The sequence below is a fragment of the Holophagaceae bacterium genome, assembly GCA_016720465.1.
Taxonomy (GTDB): Bacteria; Acidobacteriota; Holophagae; order Holophagales; family Holophagaceae; genus JANXPB01.
The window spans coordinates 1542015-1560808 of the sequence record JADKKO010000004.1 but is presented as its reverse complement, the minus strand read 5'-3'; the positions used below and the strand labels follow the sequence as shown (position 1 = coordinate 1560808).

The 18794-nt window shown below is 64.7% G+C and carries 23 protein-coding genes; 7 read left to right on the top strand and 16 right to left on the bottom strand.

Features of this window, described 5'->3' with window-relative positions; all coding sequences use genetic code 11:
* The first annotated feature begins 192 nt into the window (after window positions 1–192).
* Window positions 193–1377 (top strand): hypothetical protein, encoded by a 1185-nt coding sequence (locus IPQ13_14205; protein ID MBL0212044.1) that lies wholly within the window; start codon window positions 193–195, stop codon window positions 1375–1377.
* A 131-nt stretch (window positions 1378–1508) separates the two neighbouring features.
* Here IPQ13_14205 and IPQ13_14200 read toward each other — a convergent pair whose 3' ends face one another.
* The 9 genes from IPQ13_14200 to rpiB all read right to left on the bottom strand — a co-directional run bounded on the left by IPQ13_14200 (window position 1509) and on the right by rpiB (window position 6854).
* On the bottom strand, window positions 1509–1781 hold the full coding sequence (locus tag IPQ13_14200; GenBank protein ID MBL0212043.1) for a EutN/CcmL family microcompartment protein: 273 nt from the start codon (window positions 1779–1781) through the stop codon (window positions 1509–1511).
* Between the two features lie 135 nt (window positions 1782–1916).
* Window positions 1917–2177, bottom strand: coding sequence for an ethanolamine utilization protein EutN (locus IPQ13_14195; protein ID MBL0212042.1), 261 nt, complete (start codon window positions 2175–2177; stop codon window positions 1917–1919).
* Window positions 2159–2764, bottom strand: coding sequence for a BMC domain-containing protein (locus IPQ13_14190; protein ID MBL0212041.1), 606 nt, complete (start codon window positions 2762–2764; stop codon window positions 2159–2161). The genes IPQ13_14195 and IPQ13_14190 overlap by 19 nt, the downstream gene beginning before the upstream one ends.
* A 22-nt stretch (window positions 2765–2786) precedes the next feature.
* Window positions 2787–4178, bottom strand: coding sequence for an aldehyde dehydrogenase EutE (locus IPQ13_14185; GenBank protein MBL0212040.1), 1392 nt, complete (start codon window positions 4176–4178; stop codon window positions 2787–2789).
* 26 nt (window positions 4179–4204) lie between these two features.
* Window positions 4205–4495, bottom strand: coding sequence for a EutN/CcmL family microcompartment protein (locus IPQ13_14180; GenBank protein ID MBL0212039.1), 291 nt, complete (start codon window positions 4493–4495; stop codon window positions 4205–4207).
* An 18-nt stretch (window positions 4496–4513) separates the two neighbouring features.
* Complete coding sequence (locus IPQ13_14175) at window positions 4514–4804, bottom strand: BMC domain-containing protein (protein ID MBL0212038.1); 291 nt, start codon at window positions 4802–4804, stop codon at window positions 4514–4516.
* Window positions 4805–4858: 54 nt separating this feature from the next.
* Complete coding sequence (locus IPQ13_14170) at window positions 4859–5500, bottom strand: BMC domain-containing protein (GenBank protein ID MBL0212037.1); 642 nt, start codon at window positions 5498–5500, stop codon at window positions 4859–4861.
* Window position 5501: 1 nt separating this feature from the next.
* Window positions 5502–6170 carry a deoxyribose-phosphate aldolase gene (deoC, locus tag IPQ13_14165; GenBank protein MBL0212036.1) on the bottom strand — a complete coding sequence of 223 codons (669 nt, stop codon included), beginning with the start codon at window positions 6168–6170 and terminating at the stop codon, window positions 5502–5504.
* A 135-nt stretch (window positions 6171–6305) separates the two neighbouring features.
* Window positions 6306–6854, bottom strand: coding sequence for a ribose 5-phosphate isomerase B (rpiB, locus tag IPQ13_14160; protein ID MBL0212035.1), 549 nt, complete (start codon window positions 6852–6854; stop codon window positions 6306–6308).
* Window positions 6855–7053: 199 nt separating this feature from the next.
* On the opposite strand from rpiB, the gene IPQ13_14155 reads away from it, so the two are divergent.
* Together IPQ13_14155 and IPQ13_14150 are read left to right on the top strand one after the other, a co-directional pair.
* Complete coding sequence (locus IPQ13_14155; protein MBL0212034.1) at window positions 7054–7272, top strand: hypothetical protein; 219 nt, start codon at window positions 7054–7056, stop codon at window positions 7270–7272.
* Window positions 7236–8015 carry a 1-acyl-sn-glycerol-3-phosphate acyltransferase gene (locus IPQ13_14150; GenBank protein ID MBL0212033.1) on the top strand — a complete coding sequence of 260 codons (780 nt, stop codon included), beginning with the start codon at window positions 7236–7238 and terminating at the stop codon, window positions 8013–8015. The genes IPQ13_14155 and IPQ13_14150 overlap by 37 nt, the downstream gene beginning before the upstream one ends.
* Here IPQ13_14150 and IPQ13_14145 read toward each other — a convergent pair.
* Window positions 8008–10566, bottom strand: coding sequence for a protein kinase (locus IPQ13_14145; GenBank protein ID MBL0212032.1), 2559 nt, complete (start codon window positions 10564–10566; stop codon window positions 8008–8010). The two genes, IPQ13_14150 and IPQ13_14145, sit on opposite strands and share 8 nt — an antisense overlap.
* Window positions 10567–10711: 145 nt before the next feature.
* Here IPQ13_14145 and IPQ13_14140 point away from each other — a divergent pair, with 145 nt between their 5' ends.
* Window positions 10712–11437 (top strand): YIP1 family protein, encoded by a 726-nt coding sequence (locus IPQ13_14140; protein ID MBL0212031.1) that lies wholly within the window; start codon window positions 10712–10714, stop codon window positions 11435–11437.
* Between the two features lie 9 nt (window positions 11438–11446).
* On the opposite strand, the gene IPQ13_14135 is transcribed toward IPQ13_14140, so the two are convergent.
* The 3 genes from IPQ13_14135 to miaA form a co-directional block, all read right to left on the bottom strand.
* Window positions 11447–12043 carry a hypothetical protein gene (locus IPQ13_14135; GenBank protein MBL0212030.1) on the bottom strand — a complete coding sequence of 199 codons (597 nt, stop codon included), beginning with the start codon at window positions 12041–12043 and terminating at the stop codon, window positions 11447–11449.
* A gap of 79 nt (window positions 12044–12122) precedes the next feature.
* Complete coding sequence (locus IPQ13_14130) at window positions 12123–12815, bottom strand: enoyl-CoA hydratase/isomerase family protein (protein ID MBL0212029.1); 693 nt, start codon at window positions 12813–12815, stop codon at window positions 12123–12125.
* The gene (gene miaA / locus IPQ13_14125; protein MBL0212028.1) at window positions 12812–13699 is read right to left on the bottom strand and encodes a tRNA (adenosine(37)-N6)-dimethylallyltransferase MiaA; all 888 of its coding nucleotides are present in this window, start codon (window positions 13697–13699) and stop codon (window positions 12812–12814) included. The genes IPQ13_14130 and miaA overlap by 4 nt, the downstream gene beginning before the upstream one ends.
* A 56-nt stretch (window positions 13700–13755) precedes the next feature.
* On the opposite strand from miaA, the gene IPQ13_14120 reads away from it, so the two are divergent.
* Window positions 13756–14112 carry a hypothetical protein gene (locus tag IPQ13_14120; protein ID MBL0212027.1) on the top strand — a complete coding sequence of 119 codons (357 nt, stop codon included), beginning with the start codon at window positions 13756–13758 and terminating at the stop codon, window positions 14110–14112.
* A gap of 33 nt (window positions 14113–14145) precedes the next feature.
* Here IPQ13_14120 and IPQ13_14115 read toward each other — a convergent pair whose 3' ends face one another.
* Window positions 14146–14499 carry a hypothetical protein gene (locus IPQ13_14115; GenBank protein ID MBL0212026.1) on the bottom strand — a complete coding sequence of 118 codons (354 nt, stop codon included), beginning with the start codon at window positions 14497–14499 and terminating at the stop codon, window positions 14146–14148.
* Window positions 14486–15862, bottom strand: a complete 1377-nt coding sequence (locus IPQ13_14110) for an amidophosphoribosyltransferase (GenBank protein MBL0212025.1) — start codon at window positions 15860–15862, stop codon at window positions 14486–14488. Before IPQ13_14110 ends, IPQ13_14115 begins: the two co-directional genes overlap by 14 nt.
* Window positions 15863–15944: 82 nt before the next feature.
* Between IPQ13_14110 and IPQ13_14105 the strand changes: the two genes are divergently transcribed.
* Window positions 15945–16682 (top strand): hypothetical protein, encoded by a 738-nt coding sequence (locus IPQ13_14105; GenBank protein MBL0212024.1) that lies wholly within the window; start codon window positions 15945–15947, stop codon window positions 16680–16682.
* A gap of 53 nt (window positions 16683–16735) precedes the next feature.
* Entirely contained in the window at window positions 16736–17986 is a 1251-nt protein-coding gene (locus IPQ13_14100) for an MgtC/SapB family protein (GenBank protein MBL0212023.1), read from the top strand.
* A 23-nt stretch (window positions 17987–18009) separates the two neighbouring features.
* On the opposite strand, the gene IPQ13_14095 is transcribed toward IPQ13_14100, so the two are convergent.
* The gene (locus IPQ13_14095) at window positions 18010–18756 is read right to left on the bottom strand and encodes a hypothetical protein (GenBank protein MBL0212022.1); all 747 of its coding nucleotides are present in this window, start codon (window positions 18754–18756) and stop codon (window positions 18010–18012) included.
* Window positions 18757–18794: the final 38 nt, after the last annotated feature.

Genomic DNA, 18794 nt, shown 5'->3' with positions numbered 1-18794 from the left:
CCACCCTTTTTTTATTGATTCGACATGGAGGGCCGGGCGGTCCTGCCCTCCATTGCAGCGGTTCCCGATCCATCAACCCGTAAGGCGGCCAATTCCAGCAGAGGAAATGATGAACGACACCTCCTAGTGCGCTTGATTTCGCGATTCGTCCGGATCCAGCTCATCAATCCACCTCTTCAAGGAGTCAATTCCATGCACCCAACCACGAAGAACCTGAAATCGCTTCCATCCACCCGTTCAAAGCGGTTCGCCACCAGGACCGGGTCCATCCTCACGGGCCTCGGCTTGGCCCTGCTGGCTGCCCTCCCGGCGACCGCGCAGAGCGGCTATAGGGTCGTCGACCTCACCCCATCCGGGTATGGCGTAGCCAACGCCGCCAGCGGCGGGTCCGCCGCCGGGCTGGTTTCCACCACGCCCGGCGCCTACACGGGCCACGCGGCCATGTGGGCTCCGGGCGGCCTCGTAGATCTCCACCCTGACCTGCTGCTGGATGATCCCGCTGCCGGCCTCTTCGGCCGGTCGGTCATCAACGGCCTGGCCGGCGGCCTGCAGGTGGGCTGGGGAACGGGCAAGGCGACGGGCAACCGCGCCGCCGCCATGGCCTGGCATGATTCCGCCGCGAGCGCTGCCGTCTTGGGCCTCCCCTTTGCCGCCTACGCCTCCCAGGCTCTCAAGACCGACGGCTTCCAGATCGTCGGCTCGGCCAATCCCTTCATCAAGGACGGCACCACCTTCGGCCCCCCCCACGCCATCGTATGGGACGCCATCACCGGAGCGGCTGTTGATCTGGGCGACGGTGGCAACGGCGCCCAGGCTCTGGGAGTCGGCGGCGGCCAGCAGGTGGGCTACGTGATCAGAGGCACCTTCAACGCCGCCCTCTGGACGGGCAGCGACAGGTCCCTGCTGGTCATCCATCCCAAGAATGCCGCGGCTTCACAGGCCAACGCCACCGACGGAGTCCGACAGGTGGGCTGGGCCGGCTATGACGTGCGCGTCCGGTCCGAGGCCGCCAAGGGCAACCATGACGCCCGGTTCAACTACGCCACCATGTGGACCGGCACCGTCGAAAGCGCGACGACCATCCATCCCTATCCCATCAACAACCCCACGAACTCCTTCTCCCACAGCTACGCCACGGCCGTGAACGGCCAGACCATCGTGGGCTACGCGGGGGACCAGACGGCCGTCGGCACACCTGCCTATAACCACGCCATCGTCTGGGACGCTTCACTGAATTCCATCGACCTCAATGCCTTCCTGCCCACCGGATTCGTGGGCTCCCAGGCCTTCTCCGTCGATGCGCAGGGCAACATCGCCGGCGTCATGAGCACCGCAAACGGCGAGCGCCACGCCGTGCTCTGGATCCCGATTTTCTGATTCGCGGCGCCTGATCCGCGCCCGCGCACCGCAATCGCCCGCAGAACCCTGCGGGCGGTTTTTTTTCGGTGCATGAGCTGCCGATGGAACCGGGTACTCAAACAGGCATGGACATTATGTTGAAGGAGGCTTCACCCGCAGCGTTGGACGGCATCCACGTGGGCGATGATGATGACGTTGGCGGGACAGTCCTTTTGGCCGATCACGTCGTCCACCGCGCCGCCGTTCCGCGCTACGAGCACCCGGTCGCCGGGGCCCGCCTGGACGCCATCCAAGGCCACCATGGTGCGGTCGCCGGGCCGGCCATCCTCCAGGATTTCGCGCACCAGCAGTAGCTTGCGTCCCGCGAAAAAAGCATGTTTTTCCGTGGCGACCACCGGGGCGAGCACTTCTGCTATGAACATGGCGCCTCTCCCATAAACGGCTTAGAAATAACGCTCAGTTAACCGCGAAAGGCGCGAAAGGACGCGAAATAAAAAACCTATTTTTCGCGTCCTTTAGCGTTTTTTCGCGGTTTCAAACCTTTCTAAAAATTGGGCTTAGCTGGCCGAATCCACGAGCCCCACGATGCAGGCGTCGATGGGTCCGTAGGCATTAGGGAGGGCCTTGGGGGCTTCCCGGGCGTCGATGTACATCACCAGGTCGCCATCGCGGGAAGCCACCAGGTCCACAGCAGCCAATGGATCTCCCAGCACTCGGTCGGAGCCGTCCACGGGCTGGATCACCCGGAGATTGAGGCCGTTCAAGGACTCGAGTTTCTGGGTGGCCACCACCATGCCCTTCACTCGCGCGAGAAGCATAGGCTCTCCAATCCTTCGTGCGCGAGGGTCTGGATCCGCTCATGGGGCCGGGCCAGGATCTCGCTTTGGATGAAGGCGCCCTCTTTCCGGAGCAGGGCCTCCGCGCTGGCGAGGGCGGCTTCCACCTCCGCCAGGTCCCCGGTGAGGGTGAAGTAGCCCTTTCCGCCCATGTCCAGGTCGAAGGTGAGTTCCAGGAGCCGCACGGAGGTGGTCTTGACCGCCCGGTCCGCGGCCTGGACCAGGGCGGCGAGGGCCTGGGCCTCAATGATGCCAAGCGCGTCCGTGGGCACCTTGCTGCTCCGCTGGCCCTGAAGGGCCGCCAGTACCTGGGCGTGGAGGTTCGGGATGAAGGTCCAGTGCACGAGATAGGGTTCCGCCTTGTCCCGTCCCTCCTCCACCGCCTCCAGGAGATCCGCCTCGTCGCCGGTGACATGGATCATGAACTTGCCGCTGCCCACGGGACCCGCCCGGAGCAGGCGCACTTCCGCCTTCTTCAACATCAGGTCGCAGACCATCAGTCCTTTGGCGATGCTCGACAGCTCGATGATGCCGAGGGTCGGGACCGGGTTCGGTTTCGGTTTGGCCATGGAAGAATCCAGTCGCGGAATGTCAAACGATTCGGAAATGGTCCTTGAGGACGCAACGCCGGCGCCGGGTGAAATGGATGGCGTTGGTCATCCCTTCGCCCGTTGGCGAGGCGATGGTGAAGGACGTGGATCCGGGCCCTTCGAAGCCGAGGCCGTTGAAGTTCGGCCCGTTCTTGATGAAGATCGAGCAGTTCACGGCGCGGGCCATCTCATCGAGATGGTCGATGTTCTTGGAGTACATGCTCGCGGTGTGCCGGAAGCCATGCTCGGCCTTCAGCGCCATCTCGATGGCTTCGTGGACATCCTTGGCGCGGGTGAACCCGATCAGAGGCATCAGCAGTTCGGCCTGGACGAAGGAGTGGTCGAAGGGCACGTCGGCGAAGATCAGGCGCGGGTCGCCGGTGAAGGAGATCCCCGCCGCGCGGAGGATGACGCTCGCGTCCTTCCCGACGAAATCCTTGTTGGGGTGCCAGCCGTCCACCACCAGTTTCGCCACCGTTGCGATTTCTGAACCGCGGAGTTCGTAGGCTCCCGCGGCCACCATCGCGGCCTTCAGCCGGTCGGCGATGGAGTCCACTGCGATCACTTCCTTTTCGCAGGTGCAGACGACGTTGTTGTCGAAGGAGGCGCCCGCGACGATGCCGCGCCCGGCCTGCTCGAGGTCCGCGGTCTCGTCCACCACCACCGGCGGATTGCCAGGCCCTGCCGCGATCACCTTTTTGCCCGAGGCGAAGGCGGCCTTCACCACCGCCGGGCCACCGGTCACCACCACCAGCCGGATGCCTGGCGCGCGCATCAGTTCGTTGGCGGATTCGATGGTGGGTTCCGTCACGCAAGTCAGCAGGTTGGCCGGCGCCCCTTCAGCCACCAGCAGGCGGTTCAGGAGGTCGATGGTGAAGGCGGTGGTCCGCTTGGCGGACGGGTGGGCGTTGAAGACCACCGCATTGCCGCCGGAGATCATGCCGATCCCGTTGTTGATGACGGATTCGGAGGGATTGGTGGAGGGCGTGATGGCGCCGATGACGCCCCAGGGCGCCAGTTCCTCGAGGGTGAGCCCGTGCTGGCCTGAGACGGCTTCGGCCCGGAGGACTTCGGGGCCCGGCGTCTTGTTGATCACCAGCAGGTTTTTCTTGACCTTGTCCTCCACGCGGCCCATTCCGGTCTCCTGGACCGCCAGGGTGGCCAGTTCCTGCACGCGGAGGCGGAGGCCTTCCCGCAGGCGCTGGATGATCTCCATCCGGCGTTCGAGTCCGATGGACCGGTAGGCTTGGAAAGCTTTCTCCGCGGCTTGGATGGCCGAGCTGACATCGGGGAAGCAGCCCATCTGGATGCCCGGCGCGACCGCTTCGGCGCCCTCCAGCTCGCGGAGGACGCGTTCGGCGATTCTCGAGACCAGGGCTCGATCGATTTCCATAACTGAGCCTCGCCACACTTGCGTGTTCAGGATTTCTTGTAGACCTCTGCGCCTTCGAACTGGATGGCATCCACAATGCCGATGACCACGGCATCAACGGGACGGCCTTCGCTCACGGGCGTCATCCGGGCAGAACTGCCCTGGCAGACGATCACCCATTCCGAAGGACCGGCGCCCACGCTGTCCGAGGCCACGAGCGGGTTGCCCTTGGCCGCGCCCTTCATATCCACGGGCTGGACCAGCAGCAGCTTGTGGCCGACGATGCCGCTCACCTTCTGGCTCGCGACGACATCGCCCACCACCTTGGCGATCAACATGGCTCGACTCCGGGGAAGTTAGGCGGTCGCGCCCGGGCGGCCCAGGGGAAGGACCGAGTCCACGTTCTCGTGGGGACGCGGAATGACGTGCACGGAGACGATTTCGCCGACCTTCTGGGCGGCCAGGGAACCGGCTTCCACCGCGGCCTTCACGGCGGCCACATCGCCACGGATGATGGCGGTGACGTAGCCGCCGCCGATCTTCTCGTAGCCGACCAGCTGGACGCGGGCCGCCTTCAACATGGCGTCGCAGGCTTCGGTCATCGCCACGAATCCCTTGGTTTCGATCATGCCGAGCGCTTCACTCATTGGTTTCTCCCTGGATGGTGGGTGGCGGGATGCCACGAAAGTTGCGTTTAAATATCAGGCTTTGGTGCGGTATGGACGGCCGTGGATGGAATTGATGGCTTCGATGGCGGCCTGCATGGCGCTGTCGATCTCGGACTCGGAGCCGGCCATCATCAGGCGGCCGACCGCGCCATAGGGCTTGAGGTCGATGAGGAAGACGTCGGCGGCCTTCTCCGCTTCGTTGGCGGCGAGCACGGCGTAGGCGGCGGGATCGCATTCAAAAAGGAACAGCGACTGGCCGGGCAGGATCATGTGGCCATAGCGGTTGCGGTTGATGATCTGGGCGTGCATGGGTTCCACGGAGCGGATGACTTCGCAGGTGGCCACGTAGGGCGTCAGCCGGTCCTTTTCCGTGAGCCCGAAGTTTCCGATGGCCGCCTCGCCGGCGGTTCGGACCTCACCCTTGTCGAAGGCGTGGACTTCCAGCATGCCGAAGGTCCGTTCCACCACCTGGGCCGCGGGCTGCACCTTGGCGGCCTTCAGGGCCACATCCGTCATCTTGTTGATGGCGATGCCCGGCGCGACCTCGATGTAAACGGAAGCCTGCTCCTTCAGCGGCGGGAAACCACGGGCGCCGAGGCCCACGAAGGCCGCGAGCTGCGGCTGGAGGGAGTCGATGAAGACGTAGGCCCTGAGGGTCAGCGCGCCGTCGCTCATGTCAGTACCCCTTTCCTTCGCCACCGGTGACGATGGCAATGCCTGAACTGGTCCCAATGCGGGTGGCTCCGGCCGCGATCATCTTTTTGGCATCCGCGATGCTGCGCACGCCGCCCGACGCCTTCACACCCATGCGGGGTCCCACGGTCTTGCGCATGAGCAGGATGTCGGCCTCGGTCGCAGCGCTGCCTTTGGCGAAGCCGGTGGAGGTCTTCACGAAGGTCGCGCCGGCCTTCTTGCAGATCTGGCAGGCGGTCACCTTCTCCTCGTCCGTGAGGAGGCCCGTCTCAAGAATCACTTTGGTGACCTTGTTGCGCGCGGCCTGGACCACGGCCCGGATGTCCTTTTCCACCAACGCTAAGTCGCCGGACTTGAGGGCCCCGATGTTGATGACCATGTCGATCTCGTCCGCGCCGTTCGCGATGGCCTCCCGGGTTTCATAGGCCTTGGTGCGGTAGTCGATGGCGCCCAGGGGGAAGCCCACGACACAGCACACCTTGACCCGGGAACCGCGCAGCAGGTCCCGGCAGCGGGACACCCACGAGGTGTTGATGCAGACGGAGTAGAACCCATACTGCCGCGCCTCCTTGCAGAGCCGTTCCACCTCGTCGGCGGTGGCCTCCGGCTTGAGCAGGGTGTGGTCGATCATGGCCGCCAGGTCCGAGTCGATCCCGCCCGAGGCAGGTCCGGCGGGGGATTGCGTCTTGCCCTTGTCTCCGAGGGCTTTCAGCACTTCCTGGGTGATCAGATCCACTAGCTTTTTTTCGTCCATCCCAACTCCACCAGGGGTGTCAATCCCACGATATCAGACGTCCCGTTCGATCTTGTCCACGCGTTTCTGGTGCCGCCCGCCCTCAAACGGCGTGGCCAGCCAGGCCAGGACCATCGCATCCACTGCGTCGGGCGGATTTGCCGTCGAGCCCAGGGTGAGGACATTGGCGTTGTTGTGCGCGCGGGAATTCAGGATCGTCTTCATGTCGTAGCACAGGGCCGCGCGGATGCCGGGGAAACGGTTGCATGCCATCGAGGACCCGATGCCGGCGCCGTCGATCATGATCCCCTGGGCGCAGGCGCCTTTCAGGACAGCCTGTGCCACGGCTTTCGCGAAATCCGGATAGTCGCAGGCTTCCTTGCTGTGGCAGCCCACATCCAGGACGGCATAGCCCTTCCCTTCCAGCAAGGACCGCAGCCGTTGTTTCAGCTCGAAGCCTCCATGGTCGGAACCGAGGGCGATGCGCCGGCCATCACCCCGCCGGGACAGCACTTCCCGGACGACCTCTTGGACCAGCTTTTCGACCTTCTCGGGATCCACGGGAATCCCTCCTGGGATGTCAGAACTAGAAACACCGGCCATTTTCGCTCTCGGCCTTGACCTCTTGGATCGCCTGGTTCCTCAGGAGGTCCAAATTGATGAAAAAATTACCTATCCTGAAAAAAAATCTACCATGTCCATTCGAGGACCACAACATGGAGGGCACCGGGCCCGGTCATCGACCCTGGGTTCGATGCGACCTATCGGATTCACCGAGCATAATGGGGAGCGGAGGATTCCTTTGAGCGCGACAGAAAAAATCCTGGTGGACCATGAAGCGCGCAAGGCCGCTGGCCGCGTGACCTGGTTCACGGAGCAAGACCTGCGCCGGCTGGGCATTTCCACTGCGCTATTCACGACCATGCAGGATGTCCAGCATGAGCTGAGGCTCAGGCATAGCGATCGCGTGGTGGAAAGTGAAGGATGCACCGACCGCTGGTCCATCCAAGACACTCTGTGAGGAACTGGCGGCAGACCTTCATCTGGGGCTGTTTCACTTTTTTGTGGACCCTGCTCACGGTGCCCCTGACCGTGTTCGGCATTCTGCTGGCCACGCCGTTCCTCGGGCCGCGCAAAGCCTTTTTCACGGTCGGACCGCTGTGGGCCAGGCAGATGTTCCGGGTTGCGGGCATCTCGCTGGAACGCAGAGGCTGGGAGGCCCTTCCCGAAAACATCCGCACGATGCGCCAGCCTGTGATTTTCATGAGCAACCATGAAAGCCAGATGGATCCGCCGCTGCTGATCCATGCCATCCCGGTGCCCGCTGTCTATATCGCCAAGAAGGAAGTGAAGCTCATTCCCTTCGTGGGCTGGGCGGCCATGTGCGCGGGGGTCATCTGGATCGACCGCGGGAAACGGGAGCGGGCCATCCAGAGCATCCAGGAAGCGGCCGGCAAGATCCGCCGGGGCCGAAATGTGGTGATATTCGTCGAGGGCACCCGCACCCGGACGGGCGAGCTACTGCCCTTCAAGAAGGGGGGATTCCAACTGGCCATGGACGCGGGCGTTCCCATCGTGCCCCTGGCCACTGTGGGCGGCTTCCAGACCCTGCCCCGGGGCACCATCTTCGTCCGCCCCGGCCGCTACGTGGTGAGCTTCGGGGAACCCGTGGACACGGTTTCCTACACCAATCGGGAAGATCTCATGCAGGAAGTAAGGACCCGGATCGAGGCCCTGATCGCGGACGCCAGAAAAATCATCTGAACGCCGGGTCCCTCTTGGCCACCTTGCGCTTGCCCGTGTGGAGCTGGTCGGCGAGGTCCACCAGCGGTTTCGCTTCGGACTTCAGCCCGAGCTTCGCCAGGGTCCGGGCCATGAAATAGAGATTCACCGATGCCACCCGCTTCTCGTTGTGGCGGCGGGTGGTCCAGTCCACGGCCTGGCATCGGCGGAAGAAGGCCGCGTAGACCGCATGGGTTCCGTGCGCGTCCTTGGCGACCGCCTTCACGAGGCCCTGCAGCAATACCTGGTTGGAATGGTCGGCGGGCCAGGCGGAAACCAGCTCCGCCGCATCCCGTGCCACGGTCGCCGCGTCGCCCCGCTCGTAGGCGCAATAGGCATCCAGGCTCTTCAGCACCAGCGAACCCGGAGCCTCCTTCAGGCCCCTGGCGATGCGCGCCTCCGCTTCGCCGTTCCGGCCCATCCACAGCAGGGAATCCGCGGCTGTGACGTAGGCGAATTCCTTGGAAGGGTTCAGCACGATGGAGCGGTCCGCATGGCGGAGCGCATTCTCCAAGTCCCCGTCGTTCTGCAGGAGGACCGCATACCGGTAATGGGCCTGCGGGTTATCCGGATCCAGGGCAAGCGCTTTTTCAAAATACCGGCGGGCGACGAGGTGGTTCTCCTCGCCATCCAACCCCGCGAAAGTGTCCGCCAGGACATGGTAGGCCCGCGTGTCGCCTGGATCCAACCGGATGGCCTCGAGGGCGGCCTTGCTGGCACCCTCCACATCCCCTCGGCGCAATCTGATGGCGGAGAGCGCGCGAAAGGCCATCTCGTTGTGGGGATCCAATTGGATGGCCTTTTCCGCATGGGCTTTCGCCGCGCTGAAAATGTCCTGGCCCTCGTCGAATTTGCCTTGGCTCAAGGATTTCGTGCTGCCCAATTCAGAAAGGGTCCAGGCCATGGCGGCATGGGCGGGCGCGTAGTCCGGCTCCAGGTCCAGCGCTTCCTGCAGCATGGATTTGGCCAGCATCAGGGAGTCCATTCCCCCTTGGGTGAAAAGCGCATTGCCCTTGATGAAGAGCTCCCTCGTGCGGGGATTCTTGGCCCGGTACCGGATGCCGCCATCATCGTTGCTGAGGCCCATCTCCTTGGGCAGGCGGCGTTGCAGCTCATCCTCGATCTCCAGCAGGCGGGCCTCGGACCGCTCCACGGAAAACTGCTTCAGCACCGTGCCGGTGGCGCTGTCGAGGATGCGGATGCCCATGCGGACGCGGCCTTCCACCATCTGGTAGGTCCCCTGCACCACCCATTCCGCGTTCAGGGCCTTGGCGAGCTGCCCGAAGGAGCGGAGCGGTTTTCCGGGCACCTCGCCGAGCTGGTTCATGGCTTCGGTGACCCGCAGGCGGTCCACAACCAGGATATCCTCCCGCGCCACCAGGCCCGAGGCCATGGCATCGGCGAAGCTGCTGCTGAGCCAGGCCTGGGATTCATCGCCCGTGAGCATTTCCACCGGCAGGATCGCCACCATGCGGCGGCCCTTCGCGAAATCCTTGGTCGAGGCCAGCCGGGCCATCCCGAGGCCAGTTTCAGGCGTCCGGCCGCGCCACCATGCGTAGGCCCCGCCAGCGACCAGCAACGGGACCACCGCCGACGCCATCAGCCACCGGCGCCCTGTCTGATCGGATTCCCGCACTTCCCCGGTCCGGACCTTCTCCGTCGGCGATCCGTGGAGGAAAGGCGTCATCTGCGTGGCCCGGCCCTCCTGCAAGGCTTCCACCGCCGCTTGAAGCGAGGGGAACCGCTCTTCTGGAACCTTTTCCAGCATCCGGTCGATCACCAGCCCCAGATTCGCCGGCAGGTCCGGCCTGGAAGCGCGCAACGGCGGGAGTTGTTCCTTCACCACCGCGAACAGCGTTTCCACCAAGGTCGCCCGCATGAAGGGATGCGCGCCCGTGGCCAATTCATGGAGCACCACGCCCAGCGAGAACTGGTCGCTGGAGGGTTCCACGGCCCAGCCATTGGCCTGTTCGGGACTCATGTAGGCGGGTGTGCCTTGGCTGTAGCCAGGCGCCGTGCGCTCCACGAGCGTGGCGTGATGGCCGGTGGGCCCGTTCAGCGGGGTCGAAGACTGGTGCTGCGCGATGCCGAAATCCAGGATCTTCAGGACGCCTTCGTTGTTGAGAACCAGGTTGTCGGGCTTGATGTCGCGGTGGACGAGGCCCTTCTGGTGGGCATAGTGGAGGGCGGAGGCCGCCTGCGCCGCGATGCTCCTCAGCCAGGATCCTTCCGCCGGTTTTCCCGCGAAATGGCCCAGGGTGGAACCGACGACCAACTCCATGGCGATGAAGGGAGTACCGTCCACTTCACCCGCTTCGTAGATGTGGGCGATGTTCGGATGGTTGAGCTGGCAAGCCATCTTGGCTTCGTGCAACAGCGCGCGATGCCTCACTTCGTCCGCATTGCGGAGGATCTTCAGAGCCACCTCGCGCTCCAGGCGCAGGTCCATGGCCCGCCACACGGTCCCCATGGCGCCTTCTCCCAACTGCTGGATCAGGCGGTAGGAACCAAAGGTGTGCAGGTCAGTGTTCAAACAGGAATCCGGAAAGCTTGAGTATAAGCCGCTACGGCAAAATAGTCGGACAACAGGAGCAGCAGGACCGACTCGATCGCTGCCTTTCCGCCCCGCATGCCGGGCGGACCCGGGGTGCTAGACTCTGCGTTTTCACGGAGCAACGGTGGACCTGCCCTCCCGCAACCCCTACGAGCCGCCCCAATCGGACCTATCCGGGACGCCCGAGCCCATTTCCCCGGATGCTTCGAGGCCCATCCCGTTCGAGGACCTGGAGGCGATTCCGGGCTTCTGGCGGCGGGTGGGCGCCATGTTCCAACTGCTCTTCACCAACCCCTACGGATTCTACGACCGGATTCCCGTGACCAGCGGAACCTTGCCCCCCTTGCGCTTCATGCTGCTCATGTGCGCGCCGCTGGTCCTGCTCGTCATCGCGGTCATCAGCATCTTCGGCCTGGCGATTTTCTCAGGCCTCTTCGGCCAGATGAGCTCCAAGGACCGGTCAGAGACCTGGATCCTGCCGGTGGTGGGCGGAATCTATGCCGTGATGATTCCAGTGATGCAATTCATCAGCCTCTGGGTCTACGGTTCCCTCACGCACATGCTGCTGTGGATATTCGGTGGAACCAAGGAGCACGTGGGCCTCGGGCAGAGCATCCGCGCCACGGGATACACCCTGGCCTTCATGACCCTCGGCTCCCTGATCCCGCTGCTCAATTACGCGGTATTCCTGGGTGGAATGGTCATGCTGGGCATCGGACTCTCGCGCATCCACCGCACGGACATGTGGCGCGGGATCCTGGCGGCCCTGCTCCCGCCCTTCCTCTGCTGCTGCGGATACATAGCCATCGTGTTCAGCGCCGCAGGGCTCGCCAGCGCCTTCGGCAGGTGAGGCGCCTCCTCAGAACCGGAAAGCCACCCCGAGGGAGGTGTGGCTCAAGTCCGCATCATGGAAATCGCGGTGCGAGTTCGGCAGCGAGGTGAGCATCTGCTTGGCCTCGATCCCCACGTGGCGGGTGATGTGGAAGATGAATCCGAGGGAGAGGACGAAGGCGATCTTGTCCCCGTAGTCCTCGTCGACGACATAGATGTCAGAACCCGCGGCCGGCGAGTACGCGCGGGTCTGGTACCAGTGGGCGCCGCCGATTCCGATGAGGAAGTCCACGCCGGGGTCCCTCGACGGGCCCAGCCGCACGAGCCAGTCATAGCCGACATAGCGCGTGTCGGCGCTGATTTCTTCGGTGCCGGAGACCATCTTCCTGGACTTGCCCTCGAAATGGCCGATCTCCACCCGCAGGCGGCCCTCGACCTCCTCGCCCTGGCGGAAGTAGAAGGGGATGCCGATGTTGTAGCCGGTCTTGTAGAGCTGCCCGGCGGTGTCCACGGGGAGCATCAACTGGAAATTCAAACCGAAGCGGTGGGCGGTGGGAGGCTCCTGGCTCAGGGCGGGCTGGACGCTGGCGGCACCGATCAAGAGGAAGGACAAAACTTTCCACATGGCGGCTCCCAAAGATCTACAGGTCCCATACGACCACCATCAGACCGCCCGCGCAACCTCGGGACTCCTCGTGGAATCGTCAGCGCCCGTGCGGATGGGCAGCGAGGCCGACCCGCAGGTGGCGCTCCACCGCGCCACGGGCATCTTCCGGCCGGAGCCTCCGCTGGATCGCCCCGGCCTCCATCGCCTGGGCCGCATCCCAGCGCTCCATGCCCTGGAAAAGACGATCCGCGCCGGCCTCTCCCAGGACTTCCACCAATCTCACGGTGCCGCCAAAACCCGTGAGGATGCCATGCATCGCCGCTGGATGCGCGAGTTGAAAGGCCCGCCTTCCGAATGCGGAAGCCTCGCCGCCGCCAACATCCACCCCCCAGCGCTCCTGGCCCGACAGGGCGAGATCGCATCCGCCGCCCATGGCCGCGCCGCTGATGAGGGTGAGGCTATGCCAACCTGGCCAAGCCAGGTGTTCCATCACCCGCTGGCCGCGCCTCGCGAACGCATCAACCGTGGCCCCGTGGAGCATGGCAACCTCGTGGAGGTCGGCCCCCGCGCAGAAATTCGCTCCGATGCCATTCATCCACCCAGCGTCGCTCAAGCAGATCCTCCGCACACCCGACCATCTCAAATGGACGAAAAGGAGATCCAGGGCTTCGAGCAGATCCATCCGCAGGCGATTCAGCGAATCCTCTGATGCGAGCCCGATCCAGGCCCACTCCCCTCCGCGCCGCAGATCGAGGGATGTGGAGCCATGGAAGACGCGCTCGGGTTTCATGAAAGCCCCAGCTTTTCAAAGGCCGCATCCAATGACTCGGAATCGGGATTCCAATGAGGCGTTCCCGGCAACTGGTTGCGGAACCAGGTGGCCTGGCGCTTGGCGAAGGCCTGGGTCTCCTGGACGATCCCATCCATCACCAAAGGCAGGCCGCCCTCCACCATCCCGGCCAGATTCAGGTAGCCCAAGGGTCTCAGGGCCTCCAGGTCGGCGCGGTGGCCCGCCGCCAGCAGACGGGCCACTTCCTCCGGCCATCCATCTTTCATCTGTTGCGCCACCCGCAGCTCCACCCGCAGGCGCTGCTTTTCGCGCGTGGATAGCACCACCAACACCCGCCAGCCTGCGGGAACCTCGGATCGCTCCCCCTTGAGCAGGCCTGAAGCCTTGCGTCCTGTGGCCAGGTGAAGGGCCAGCGCCCGGGTCACGCGGGCCCGGTCATTGGGGTGGAGATCCGCCGCCCGCTTGGGATCCAGCCCCACGAGCAAGCGATGGAGGCGCGGCACGCCGAGCACCGTGGACCAGCGGCGCACTTTGGCCACGGTGGCCTCTGGCACTTCGGGAAGGTCCGAAAGCTGATTCCAGATTCCCCGCAGGTAGAGCCCTGACCCGGTCACCAGCACCGGGGTTTCAAGCGGCGCCAGCCAGGCCCGCACGCGCTCCCCGAACATCGCTGGATTGGGCCGCGTGGAAAGCGGCAGCAGGCCGTAGCCCACATGGGGAACGCTCCCTTGTTCGGCCTTGGAAGGCTGGCCGGTTCCAATGGCCAGCCCTTCGATCGCCTGGAACGGGTCCCCATTGACCACGGTCCCGCCGATGCGCCGGGCCACCGCCGCCGCAAGGCCGGATTTGCCAGAGGCCGTGGGTCCCAGGATCGCGATCTTCATCGTTCCAAGGTAGCCGGAACCTCCGGGCTGATTCGCCCATCCATTAAAAGTCCCCGATGAAATTCCGATACCTGATCCTCGCGCTCCTGCCCTCCTTGGCCTCCGCCCAGGCGGGTGGCTTCCATCCGCCTCCTTGGAGTCTGGCGGACCATTTCGGCCTCGGGATTTTTCCCCTGCAATCCCTTCGGGGCCTCGTGCCTGAGGCCACCGTCATCGTCGAGAGCGACTACCTGCCTCTGTACACGGAGAGGGAGATCCGCTTCCTGGAATTCCGCGCGACGCTGCTGGCGGATTTGCGGAGCCATTTGGAGAGCGGCGCTCCTTCGCCATCGCCCGGAGCCGGCGTGCCCCTGCGCTACGCCGAGGGCGCCGGGCCGAGGATGTACCCGCTGGGCGGCCTGAGATGGAAGTGAGTTGAGGGGCGATCCTCCCGCCCAGGCGCCTGGCTAGGGCCTTCCCAGTTTCGGGATCAGCGCGGCTGCCTGGTCCCGGCTCAACCGCGCGGCCTCGATCGCGCTGCTCAGCAGCCTTTCAGGATCCTGGTCCAAATCCAGCAGAGCCTCGCATTGGCTCTTGAGCCGCGCCACCTCTCCGTTGCGGTCTTCCAGGCGGCGTTCAGCGGCCGCCTGGAATATGGGCAGGAAGCATTTGATCGAATCGCAGGCGGCACTCAGCGTGGCTGCGCCGTTGCGGTGGTCGCTCTGCAGGGCCAGGGCGGCGGCGAGAAACCGCAGGCCGTCCTCGAAACGTGCCTGCAGCGGTCCCGCGGCGCCTCGGGCGGACAGGTCAGCAGGCGCCATTGGACTCCGGCACCACCGCGTACTCGCCGGTGAAGCAGGCGTAGCAGAAGCCTTTGCCGCCATCGGGGTCCCGCACCGAGGCCTGCAAATCCTCCAGTGTGAGGTAGCCCAGCGTGTCCGCGTCCACGAAGGCGCGGATGGCTTCGTTGTCGCGGTTGAAGGCGATGAGCTGTTCGCGGCTGGGCGTATCAATGCCGTAGAAGCACGAATGCGTCGTGGGCGGGCTGGAGATGCGCAAGTGGACTTCCTTGGCGCCGGCGGCCCGCACCAATTCCACGATTTTCTTCGAGGTGGTGCCGCGCACGATGGAATCGTCCACCAGCACCACCCGCTTGCCGGAGAGGAGATCCCTCACGGGATTGAGCTTCACCTTCACGCCGAAACTGCGGATGCTCTGCTTGGGCTCGATGAAAGTGCGGCCCACGTAGTGGTTCCGGATCATGCCGAATTCGAAGGGAATTCCGCTGGCTTCGGCGTAACCCAGAGCGGCGCTCATGCCGCTGTCCGGCACGGGCACCACCAGGTCGGCCTCCACCGGATGGCGCCGCGCCAGCATCCGCCCCATTTCGCGCCGGGTGGCCATGACCGTGCGGTCGAACACATTGGAATCCGGCCGCGCGAAATAGACGTGCTCGAAGGAACAAGGCTGGGGCTGCACCCTGGGCCGCGGAAACCGGGACTGCACGCTTGCTCCCCTCACGATGACCAGCTCGCCCGGCTCGACCTGCCGCACATAGTCCGCGCCCAGCAGATCGAAGGCGCAGGTCTCGGAGGAAAAGACCACCGCACCGGCCAGTTTCCCCATGGCGAGCGGCCGGAATCCCCTTGGATCCCGGACCGCCATGATGGCGTCCTCCGTGAGGACCAGCAACGAGAAGGCGCCCTCGCACCGCTTCAGGGCCTCCACGACCGCATCGTCGATGTTGGCCGCATGGGCGCGGTTGATGAGCGCCAGGATGACTTCGGAATCGCTGGGGCTCGTGAAGGTGTGGCCTTCCTTGATGAGTTCCGCGCGCAGCGTTTCGGTATTGGTGAGGTTGCCGTTGTGGCACAGGGCCACCTGCCCGAACCGGCCATGGATCAGGAAGGGGTGCGCGGCGCTCGCCACGTTGCCGCCCGTGGTGCTGTAGCGCGTGTGGCCGATGGCCGTGTCCCCGGGCAGCGAATCGAGGGTCGGCTGGTCGAAGATGTCGGCCACGTGCCCTTGCGCTTTGTGGAGGAACAGCTTCCCGCCGTCCCTGGAACAAATGCCCGCGGCTTCCTGGCCCCGGTGCTGGAGGGCGTAAAGTCCTAGATAAGTCTGCCGCGCGGCTTCGGTCTGGGGAGAAATCCCGAACACTCCGCATTCGTCCCTAAACGGCATGATGGCTCCATGCATAAATTCTATCTCGGAACCATCCCGGAACCACCTGGGCCCGAATGCGCATGAACATGAGGAGGCTTCCATGCCCAGATTGACAGTCCTTTTCGTACTGGCCGCCCTGCCCTGCGCGGCCGATGGCCTGGCGGACCTGCGCGGCATCCTGTCAAGGCTGCAGGGCAGCGGAAGCGTCCGCGCCACCGCGGAGATCCAGAATTGGAGGCAAGAGGGCGAGGGCAAGAAGGCCCGCATCAAGCAGTCCCGCAGCACGGTGCAGCTCGAAGACGGCCCCAGCGGACTGCGCCTTGGCTGGAGCCCCTCCCAGATCCAGGGAGCCCGGAAGGAGTCGCAACTGAAGGCGACGGACCCGGAAGCCGCCACGCCCAACCTGGATTCCCTGAGCGCGTTGAATGGGCTGAGCGCCGCCACCTTCCTCAGCCAGGGCGACCATCTGCTCCAGCAACTCAAGGGCGCCTCGCTGCTGGAAGACAGGTCGGACACCTATATGGGAAAACCGGCGCGGCTGCTGGCCTTCAAGCTGGACCCGGCCGTGGGTGCTGAGGAGAAGAGCATGATCAAGGACCGCAAGGAGACGCTGAAGGTCTGGCTCGACGGCAATGGCATACCCGTGGGCACCGAGCATGCGGTGGCCATCAAGGCCTCGAAATTCCTCATCAGCTTCACCGCCAGCAACCGCGAGGCGCGCAATCTGGCGGTGCTGGGCGGCCGGCTGGTGGTGGCAAGCGAAACCCAGGAGAACAGCGGCTCGGGCATGGGCTTCTCGAACACCTCCAAGAAAGTGACGGCCCTGTCGTTCTTTTGAAGCGCTACCCTGTCTACGCGTGATCGCGATCGGACGGACCTGTGTTCAAGGACATTCTGCAACTCATTCCGCCTGAAGGTCCGAAGATCATCCTCGTCCTGCTGCTGTCGTTCCTGGTGGGGCTGGACCGGGAAGAGCGGAGCGTCGAAGGCCACAGGGTTTTCGGCGGAGTCCGCACCTTCCCCATCATCGGACTCCTGGGCTACGCCCTGGCCCTGTTGTCCAACGGCCAGATCCTTCCCCTGGTGCTGGGCTTCGCGGTGGTGGGCGGCTTCGGCATGGTGTCCTACTGGCACAAGCGTTCCGAGACAGATGAGGCCGGCACCACCACGGAGATGTCGGCGCTGGCGATCTATCTCGTGGGCGCCCTGGTGTTCAAGGGGCATTTCTGGATCGCCACCACCCTGGTGGTCATCCATCTCTTCCTGCTGGAGCTGAAATCCGGGCTCGAAGGCATGGCGAAACGGCTGGCCCCCATGGAAGTCATCGCCTTCACCAAGTTCATGCTCCTGACAGCGGTGATCCTGCCGGTGGTGCCGGACCGGGAATTCACCTCCTTCCAGATCAATCCCTTCAAGACCTGGCTGGTGGTGGTGGCCGTCAGCGCCGTCTCCTACGGCAGCTATGTGCTGCAAAAAATGCTGGAAGGGCGCGGCGGCATTTTCCTTTCCGCGCTGCTGGGCGGCGCCTATTCATCCACGGTCACCACCGTTGTGCTGGCGAAGCAGGGCGCCGGCGGACATCGCCCCCATGCCATCTCCGGCGGCATACTCGCCGCATCGGGGATGATGTACCTGCGGTTGGCTGTGCTGGTGGGGTTGTTCAACCGGGAGCTGTTCCTGAGGCTCGGTCCGGCGTTCGGCCTGCTGGGCCTGGCCGCGATCTTCTGCGCGTGGATCTGGTCCCGGCAGGAAGACGAGGCAGGCGGACAATCGAGCCAGATCGAACCCGCGCGGAATCCCCTGGAGTTGAAAGCGGCCTTCCTGTTCGCCGCCATTTTCCTCGGCATGCTCCTCGTCACCCATCTCGCCGTGACCCATCTGGGGACGGGCGGCGTGTATTCCCTGGCAGCCGTCATGGGGCTGTCGGATGTGGACCCCTTCATCATGGGCATGACCCAGACCGCCGCGGGTTCCACGCCGGTCCATGTGGCTTCGACCGCGATCCTGATCGCCGTGTCCAGCAACAACCTGATCAAAGGCGTCTACGCGCGCTCCTTCTCGGACCCCCGCGCGGGCCGCTGGAGCTTGGTGCTGCTCATCATCCTGGCCATCCTCGGCCTGATTCCCGCCTGGTGGGTTTGATCAGGGGCGAGGTTCCGGCCTCTTCAATCCACGTTTTGCGTCCGCGTGATGCCGTCGTCCAGGCGTCCGGCCCCTTCCAGCGGCGCGCGGGACCACTGTTGCAGCGTGCTGAGGAGCGCCGTGCCGTCTTCGGGCGGAGCCGCGCCAGGCTTCAGGTTGAAGGCTTCGAGATGCACTTCCAGCGTGGCGACCTCGCCCGTGTCGAACTTCACCGTGGCATCGCAGAGCACCAGGGTGTTCTTTCCGATTTCCAGAAGGCTGGCGAAGCCCTGGACATTGGCCGGCACCGGCACTTCCCAGACCGGATAGGTCCTCGCGCCGAACCGGAGCCCATAGGGTTCCGGCCTCAGAGAGGGCGCGGGCCCCGAGAAATACATCAGGCGCTCGGCACGGGCCAGCAGCATCGTCTGGGCGAAGGGCGTACCCGCGGCGCGGTCCGCTTCGAGCCTCCAGCCGCCGAGCCGCGGCTTCTGGACCTTGTTGTTGGAGCGCCTCGCCGGCGTGGGCACCAGCAGGAAATCCGTCTCCATGGCCGCATCCTCGCCGCGCATCCTCATCTTCACGTGGTAGCGGAGGGCGGATCCTTTCGGGAGCGCATCCTGGGGAGGTTTTTTTTGCGCCCTGGCAGGTTCGCCCGCCGGCGCCGATGGCCCTTGCGGCGCCCCTGCGGGCGCCACCACGGATTCTGTTTTCTGCGCCGGCAGCGACACGGCCATCATTCCCGGCAGCAGCAGGACCTGGACCGCCCGCATCGCTTTCATCGCAGCCATCCGGCCTCCTGCTCTCTACGATGCCAGATGCAAGGCCC

What these genes read in the sequence shown, in the direction of transcription:
- IPQ13_14205 (MBL0212044.1), top strand. Translation starts at nt 193, where the DNA reads ATGCACCCAACCACGAAGAACCTGAAATCGCTTCCATCCACCCGTTCA.
- IPQ13_14200 (MBL0212043.1), bottom strand. Translation starts at nt 1,781, where the DNA reads ATGTTCATAGCAGAAGTGCTCGCCCCGGTGGTCGCCACGGAAAAACAT.
- IPQ13_14195 (MBL0212042.1), bottom strand. Translation starts at nt 2,177, where the DNA reads ATGCTTCTCGCGCGAGTGAAGGGCATGGTGGTGGCCACCCAGAAACTC.
- IPQ13_14190 (MBL0212041.1), bottom strand. Translation starts at nt 2,764, where the DNA reads ATGGCCAAACCGAAACCGAACCCGGTCCCGACCCTCGGCATCATCGAG.
- IPQ13_14185 (MBL0212040.1), bottom strand. Translation starts at nt 4,178, where the DNA reads ATGGAAATCGATCGAGCCCTGGTCTCGAGAATCGCCGAACGCGTCCTC.
- IPQ13_14180 (MBL0212039.1), bottom strand. Translation starts at nt 4,495, where the DNA reads ATGTTGATCGCCAAGGTGGTGGGCGATGTCGTCGCGAGCCAGAAGGTG.
- IPQ13_14175 (MBL0212038.1), bottom strand. Translation starts at nt 4,804, where the DNA reads ATGAGTGAAGCGCTCGGCATGATCGAAACCAAGGGATTCGTGGCGATG.
- IPQ13_14170 (MBL0212037.1), bottom strand. Translation starts at nt 5,500, where the DNA reads ATGAGCGACGGCGCGCTGACCCTCAGGGCCTACGTCTTCATCGACTCC.
- rpiB (MBL0212035.1), bottom strand. Translation starts at nt 6,854, where the DNA reads ATGGCCGGTGTTTCTAGTTCTGACATCCCAGGAGGGATTCCCGTGGAT.
- IPQ13_14150 (MBL0212033.1), top strand. Translation starts at nt 7,236, where the DNA reads ATGCACCGACCGCTGGTCCATCCAAGACACTCTGTGAGGAACTGGCGG.
- IPQ13_14135 (MBL0212030.1), bottom strand. Translation starts at nt 12,043, where the DNA reads ATGTGGAAAGTTTTGTCCTTCCTCTTGATCGGTGCCGCCAGCGTCCAG.
- IPQ13_14130 (MBL0212029.1), bottom strand. Translation starts at nt 12,815, where the DNA reads ATGAAACCCGAGCGCGTCTTCCATGGCTCCACATCCCTCGATCTGCGG.
- miaA (MBL0212028.1), bottom strand. Translation starts at nt 13,699, where the DNA reads ATGAAGATCGCGATCCTGGGACCCACGGCCTCTGGCAAATCCGGCCTT.
- IPQ13_14120 (MBL0212027.1), top strand. Translation starts at nt 13,756, where the DNA reads ATGAAATTCCGATACCTGATCCTCGCGCTCCTGCCCTCCTTGGCCTCC.
- IPQ13_14115 (MBL0212026.1), bottom strand. Translation starts at nt 14,499, where the DNA reads ATGGCGCCTGCTGACCTGTCCGCCCGAGGCGCCGCGGGACCGCTGCAG.
- IPQ13_14110 (MBL0212025.1), bottom strand. Translation starts at nt 15,862, where the DNA reads ATGCCGTTTAGGGACGAATGCGGAGTGTTCGGGATTTCTCCCCAGACC.
- IPQ13_14105 (MBL0212024.1), top strand. Translation starts at nt 15,945, where the DNA reads ATGCCCAGATTGACAGTCCTTTTCGTACTGGCCGCCCTGCCCTGCGCG.
- IPQ13_14095 (MBL0212022.1), bottom strand. Translation starts at nt 18,756, where the DNA reads ATGGCTGCGATGAAAGCGATGCGGGCGGTCCAGGTCCTGCTGCTGCCG.